General features: G+C 59.6%; 4 protein-coding genes and 1 tRNA gene. 4 read left to right on the top strand and 1 reads right to left on the bottom strand.

From position 1 onward, the window contains the following. Positions 1-123: 123 nt before the first annotated feature. Positions 124-741 (bottom strand): CYTH domain-containing protein, encoded by a 618-nt coding sequence (locus tag DF200_RS10380; protein ID WP_109138195.1) that lies wholly within the window; start codon positions 739-741, stop codon positions 124-126. 143 nt (positions 742-884) lie between these two features. Between DF200_RS10380 and DF200_RS10375 the strand changes: the two genes are divergently transcribed. From DF200_RS10375 to DF200_RS10360, 4 genes are all read left to right on the top strand, one after another. Then, entirely contained in the window at positions 885-2417 is a 1533-nt protein-coding gene (locus DF200_RS10375) for an amino acid ABC transporter substrate-binding protein/permease (protein WP_241520238.1), read from the top strand. After that, on the top strand, positions 2414-3262 hold the full coding sequence (locus tag DF200_RS10370; RefSeq protein ID WP_109138194.1) for an amino acid ABC transporter ATP-binding protein: 849 nt from the start codon (positions 2414-2416) through the stop codon (positions 3260-3262). The genes DF200_RS10375 and DF200_RS10370 overlap by 4 nt, the downstream gene beginning before the upstream one ends. Before the next feature lie 281 nt (positions 3263-3543). Then, positions 3544-3616 (top strand) — tRNA-Arg (locus DF200_RS10365). A gap of 1117 nt (positions 3617-4733) precedes the next feature. After that, the coding region (locus tag DF200_RS10360; protein ID WP_146192073.1) for an InlB B-repeat-containing protein at positions 4734-7095 on the top strand (2362 nt) is incomplete at its 3' end.

Genomic DNA, 7095 nt, shown 5'->3' with positions numbered 1-7095 from the left:
ACACCCTCAAACACCCACCTGCCCACCTGATCCTCCCAACGGTCAGTCAGGTGTTGCAACGACCACTAGAACCCGCCCCGACAGCTCCCCCTGTCAGGGGGAGCCGGTTGGTTCCCCTCCCGATCACTCCAGCCGATTCTGGCCGAAAAGCTGGGAGAAATGCGCTCCATGGCGTTCCAGCTCCTCGGCGTAATCATCCTTCCACGTGATGAACGGCTTCGACGCCAGCCCGTCGTTGTAGAAGCGATGATCGTCCGTCACCTCGGCCGTGCAGAACGACGGAATCGCCAGGTTCGTCACCGGTCCGCTGCGCTCCACCTGAGCCAGAATTAATCCCGAATTGTTGGCGCCGAACACGTCGATCTCCCAACCGTCCTCACCAAGCCAGACGCTGTAACGGTTCTTGATGATCGGCGTTCCCCCTCGCAACACCAGTTCGATGGCGATGTTCGCGTCGATGGCGCGTTCCGCCTCATAGCGTGTTCCCCCCACCGCGTTGCCCTGCACGGTGACGTACGCCTCCGAAAAATGCTCCCGATACTGCATCAACGTCGTCAGACCATCGGCCTGCGGCCCCATGGGCACGCGGATGTCGCGTGAGCGCAGACGGATGCGCAGCGCAAAACCATCCTGATGCACGAAATAGCTTTGCACGATCAGCGCCGGCGCATCCCCATCGTCATACTCCACGGGGAATTCGCGGCAGAAAAAACGGCGCTCATACTGGAAATCGTCGGACATAACGCCATTCTACCGTCCGGATGGTAGCATGCAAACCCTCGAAAACCTTGTTTTTCAAGGAAAACGTGAGCATACCCCAAGGTAACACAACGGAAAAACGCCGCACAGTAAACTAAGGGAGTTTTGTAAAGGAGCTCAATCTTATGCATATTGAGAAGTTCAATGCTGCCGTGATGCAGCAGGCCACGCAGTGGCGGCGAGCCCTCGGCATGATGCTTGGCATGATGCTGGCCCTCGTGCTGTGCGTGGCCGGTCTCGGCACCGTCGGCGTATCCTCGGCGCAGGCCGCACAGGACTCCGCAGTGCAGGGCAAGACGTTCAAGATCGCGACCGACACCACGTTCGCACCGTTCGAATTCCGCGATTCCAACGGTCAGATGGTCGGCATCGACATGGATCTGGTCCATGCCATCGCCAAGGACCAGGGATTCAACGTGCAGATCCAGTCGCTCGGCTTCAACGCCGCATTGCAGGCGATGTCGTCCGGCCAGGCGGACGGCGTGATTGCCGGCATGTCCATCACCGACGAACGCAAGGCCATCTACGATTTCTCCGACCCGTACTTCCAGTCGGGCGTGCAGATGGCAATCGCCAAGAACAACGACGAAATCAAAGGCTACGAGGATCTCAAAGGCAAGACCGTCGTGGCGAAGACCGGCGCGGAAGGCGAGGCGTTCGCCAAGAAGAACGCCGCGAAATACGGATACACGGTCAAATCGGTCGACCAGTCCGCGACGATGTATGAGATGGTGAAATCCGGCAACGCGGACGCCGTCGTCGACGACTATCCGGTGCTCGCATACGGCATCCAGCAGGGCAACGGCCTGAAGACCGTGACGCCGAAGGTGCCCGGCGGCTCATACGGTTTCGCAGTCAACAAAGGCAAGAACGCCGACCTGCTCAAGGCGTTCAATGCGGGGCTTGCGAATCTGAAGAAATCCGGCGAATACGACAGGATCCTAGCGAAATACCTTGGCGAAGGATCGACCGTGAAGCCCGAGAACGCCGAATCCACCGCGAAGAAAAGCTTCATCGACCTGGCGAAGGATTCGTTCCCCGCGTTGATGACCGGTCTTAGGAACACGCTGCTGATCACGGCGATCTCGTTCGTGATCGCGCTTGTGCTCGGCATCGTGCTCGGTCTGATGCGGGTCTCCCCGAACAGACCGCTGTCGTGGATCGCGCGCGTGTACGTGGCCGTGTTCCGCGGCACGCCGATCCTCGTGTGGGCGTTCTTCTTCTACTTCGGCATCCCGCAGATCATCGGGCACAGCATCAACATCTGGGTGGCGGGCGCGCTCACGCTGTCGCTCAACTCCGGCGCGTATCTCGTGGAGATCGTGCGCGGCGCCATCGAATCGGTGAACGCCGGGCAGATGGAGGGCGCGCGTTCGCTTGGCCTGAGCTACAACCAGGCCATGCGCAAGGTGATTCTGCCCCAGGCTGTGAAGATCGGCACGCCGGCGATCATCAACCAGCTGGTCATCATGCTCAAGGACTCCTCGCTGCTGCTGGCGATCGGCTTCGGCGAACTGCTGTACCAGGCGCAGCAGATCTACGCGGCGAACTTCCGCGTCACCGAGACGCTGCTCATGGTCGGCGTCATCTACTTCGTGGCCATCACGCTGCTGACGTGGCTGGCCAACATCGTCGATCGGAGGATGAACAAGCGATGAGCGAGACGAACGAGAACGAAACCGTGCAGCCCGTGACCCCCGACAAGGGTTCGACGGCTGGCGCTGGTGTTGCTGGTGGTGGCGCTGGCGCTGCTGGCGCGCCGCTGGACAAGGGGCCGGTCGTCATCGACGTGCGTGGCCTGCGCAAGACCTTCGGCAAGACGGAGGTGCTCAAGGGCATCGACTGCCAGGTGCACGCCGGCGAGGTGATCTCCATCATCGGGCCTTCCGGCGCCGGAAAATCCACGTTCCTGCGCTGCCTCAACGGTCTCGACACCCCGACGTCCGGTTCGGTGGTGGTCAACGGCTACGACATCGCCGACCCGAAGACCGACATCGATAAGGTGCGCGCCCAGATCGGCATGGTGTTCCAGCACTTCAACCTCTTCCCGAACATGACCGTGGCCGAGAACATCATGCTCGCGCCCACGCTCATCAAGAAGGTGCCTGCCGACAAGGCGCGTGCTCGGGCGGTCGAGCTGCTGCGCACCGTGGGTCTTGAGGAGAAGATCGACGCGAATCCGGAATCGCTGTCGGGCGGGCAGAAGCAGCGTGTGGCCATCGCGCGCTCGCTGGCCATGGATCCGGGCATCATGCTGTTCGACGAGGCCACGTCCGCGCTCGACCCCGAGATGGTGGGCGATGTGCTGCAGGTGATCCGCGATCTGGCGAACAAGGGAATGACCATGCTGCTGGTGACCCATGAGATGGCGTTCGCCCGCGAGGTGTCCACACGCGTGATCTTCACCGATGCCGGCGTCATCGAGGAGGAGGGCACTCCGGCGCAGGTCTTTGGCAACCCGCAGAGCCCGCGCCTGCGCTCCTTCCTCTCCAAGGTGCTGTAGGAGGCTTAAGGGGCCAAGGTGTTGTAAGGGGCTCACCGTGCGCGTGCCGGACTTTCGCTTGCATGACGGGAACACGATCGGACCGGCTCTTCTATTATCAGTGATGGGATTGCAACGAAGCCGATTTCGCTTCCGTCGCGTAGCGTCTGGTCCGACACGCGGGGTCGATGCCGACACGCGCGAGCCCTGCGGCAATGCGTGGTGTTTGTCACACTCGCGTGTACACTAATGGGGTGCCTGTTTGCGGCCGGCCTATTACAGCCGTCGCAATGAGGTGGCTCGGGTTCGTAGCTCAGTGGATAGAGCGTCTGTCTCCGGAACAGAAGGTCGTGGGTTCGAATCCCATCGAGCCCACGAATGCAAGGCTTCATATCGTTGGTATGAAGCCTTTTTGCTTGTCTCGAATCGTCCTCGTTTCCCGTGTTCGTATGCTTTCCGCACGCGCCCAGACACGATTAGACACGATGACCTCCTGACCACGAGGAATGCGGGAATTCGACGACCTCCGTCAGAATGGCATCAACATCGACCAGATGACTTCCCGACCACGAGAAGGAATCCGCAAGGAATGCGGGCTAAGGGAGCGGAACTGTTACGCGTCTATAGCCACCGGCTTATACCGTATACCCCTACCCCTATACCCCTAGTAGCGTTAATCGGAATCAAACATGATGTCTATGGTCCTAGTTTGGGATTGAGATCTGTTAGGAACATATGTGGTGCTTATGGCGGTGCCCGGCGTCGTGGCAGTAGGCGTGTTGGATGATTGTTTTCGATGATGGGACAATAACCCCAATACGCGTCTGCGCCGAGGAGCCGAATGGCAGTCCGAATGGCAGTCCGAATGAGTGAGGACGAAGCCGCGTGAGTATTGCGAAACACGTGAAGCGATGAGAGCCTTGAGAATCTTGTATGGGCTGACGTTCCGCGAATCCGACGCGGCCATAGACGGCCGGCCGCAGCTGAGCCCTACATGGTCCCCGGCGTGCAATCTGTGACGCAACCATACCGGCCGGCACAGCCCTCCAAGACACGCGAGTGCCTCAAACCCGCATCTCACCACAATCGGCCGCGAACCCGCAATGCCGTACGTATGCGGTCCGAACGACGGGGGTCGCCCCCAGAACTCATCATATGGGGGCTACCCTCGTCATGTATGGTTTATGCCTCTTCATGCCTCGTATTAGTTGGTTTTGGAATCGGCTTGTTGATGCCATTGTGAGGGGTGCCAATCAGGGGAGTAAATGTGGCATTGCAATATGAGTGGAAATGCAATTCGTATAACTTGGAATATACATTGCATAACAAGGGGTATAGCCATAGGGGATGGCGTTCGTGTTTGCATATCCTCATATTACGGATACCTCCCTTACGGCCCCCGAGGTTGGCTTCTGCGGTGGAGGGGCATCGGTATGCTATAAAGGACTGAGGTTCTAGTCTTATCCCTCTTGACAGAAGGTGGAATGCGACAATGAGAGAGAAAGTAACGTTGGGCCGTAGGCTGGCGGCGCTGACGGCCGCGATATGCACGTTGGGTGCATTGGCGATCGTCCCGTCCGCCAACGCCGCGGAGACTGCGCCTGCAGCCGGGAACACAAGCAGCAGCAAGGCAACAAAGGCCGCGAAATCAACGAAAGCGGCTGCGGCCCGGGGTGTCGATTCGAATCTGGTATGCCCGGTCGATGTTCCCGGTAACACTCATTCACAGAACAATTATGTGGCCGTTATGACCAATCCCGAGAATCTTGAGAACCTCACATACGTGGCGGGTCTGAAGGAGGGCTTGGCCGAAGCCAATAAGCTTCAGGGTGAGGGCTATTCCGACGTGTGGCTCAAGATCATCAGGCATCAGGACATTCCGACGTCCGATGGCGCCACTCCGAATACGCTTTATGTCGATTCAAAGGTTCATATCGACGGCCAGGGATGCCGGCTGAACGGTCAGCTGAACTTCCGGACTGGTTCGACTGGATCTACCGTGGAAAACAGTCGCTTCTGGCTGGAGAAGCCGAACGAGACCACTGCGAACATTATCGCCGATGTTCCTGTCACGGTGACGAACAATGATTTCCGTCTGCCGCCGGCTTCAACGCAGTTCAATCTCACGAACGCCGGTCCTGCGAATTCCAAGAGGCCCGTCGGCGTTCAAGTTAGTGCCGGCACCGGTTCGACGATAAAGAATAATGTATTTGAAGCCGGTTCGGCTGATGGTACGGACACCAACGAAGAGCCGCATAATCAGGATCAGGGCGTCCGCTTGTCCGGTACGTCTGCGGGTACGGTTGTCTCCAACAACACGTTCAATGTTCCGGTCGGCGTGTCTTTGGCCCAATTCAAGGGGACGGGCACGATTGAGAACAATACGTTCTCGGGTAAATACGCCGTGGCGGATACTTGGGCGTCCGATCCGTCCGGTCTTACCTATCTCGGTAAGACGATTGAGTATGGCGCGGATCAGGACGTAAACACTAACGTTCTTGGTAAGAATACGTTGTCGTATCGCGGTGTTTTCGCCGGCGATCGAAAGAACAACAGCGGCAAGTTCCAAGGCACTTCGTACGGTGTGCGATACCTGAACGCCAAGGACGATTCGGTCCTGGGCTGGGATGCCGTCAAGGGGAATACCACGCCCACGCGCATTCCCACTCGTACCGGCTTCCAGAAGGGCGAGCTGTATACGGACAAGGCGACGACGCAGCTGCTCACCGCGGCCGATATGACGAACAACCGCGACGGTCTCGGTCCGGATGTCGTCACGGATCCTTCCAACAAGCAGGTCAACGCCAGTACTGATCTTGGTGCCGTATACGTCAAGTGGTACAAGAACGTCAAGTTCAGCGTGAACGATGGCTCGGGCACGGCTCCCGGTACTCAGAAGGTGTACGAGGACGGCAAGATCGATAGTCTGCCGGATTCCAACGGTATGACCGCTCCCGCCGGCAAGAGCAGGTTCTTGGGCTGGAGCACGGACGCCAAGGCCACGGAGGACGATTTCAAGGCTGGCAAGACGGGCACGTTCAAGGCAGGGGAAGCATTCACCCCCGCCGCCGATAGCGCTGCCGAAATCACGCTGTATGCGATCTGGGCTCCGGCTCAGGTGAACGTGACGTACGAGCTGGGTGACGGCGGCCAGGGCACTGCCCCGACGCAGGACCCGGTGAACGAGGACTCGGAGATCGCGGTGAAGTCGGGCGCGGGCCTGACGAACACGGACGCGGACCTGAAGTTCGGCGGCTGGAAGAGCTCGCTCGACGGCAAGGTCTACCAGGAGAACGACAAGCTGAACGTGGGCAAGACCGGCGTGACGCTGACGGCCCAGTGGGTCGCGAAGACGAAGTACACCGTCAGCTACCACCCGAACGGCGGTACCGGTTCGATCGCTTCCGTGACCGTGAACGAGGGTGACGAGGTCACGTTGCCTGAGAGCACCGCTCTCACGGCTCCGGACGGCAAGAAGTTCGGCGGCTGGATGCTCGCCGCCGACGGACAGAAGGCTGACTACCAGCCGGGCGACAAGGTGAAGGTCAATGACCACATGACCCTGTACGCCTTCTGGATCGACATGAACAAGGTCACGGTCTCCTACAACGCAAACGGCGGCTCCGGTTCGGTCCCGTCCACCGTGGTGTATGAGAATTCCGAGGCTGTTCTGGCCGAGGGCAAGGGCTTCACCGCCCCGGACGGCAAGAAGTTCGGCGGCTGGATGAAGGACGCCAAGGGTACCAAGGCCGACTACCAGCCGGGCGACAAGCTGAAGGTCGGCACGGCCGACGTGACGCTCTACGCCTACTGGGCTCCGGCTCCGAAGCCCGCCACCCCCACCCCGAACGGCC

Source organism: Bifidobacterium catulorum (assembly GCF_003129925.1).
In the GTDB taxonomy this organism is placed as follows: domain Bacteria; phylum Actinomycetota; class Actinomycetes; order Actinomycetales; family Bifidobacteriaceae; genus Galliscardovia; species Galliscardovia catulorum.
Note: the sequence above shows the minus strand (reverse complement) of the source record. Positions and strands in the feature narration are given on the sequence as shown.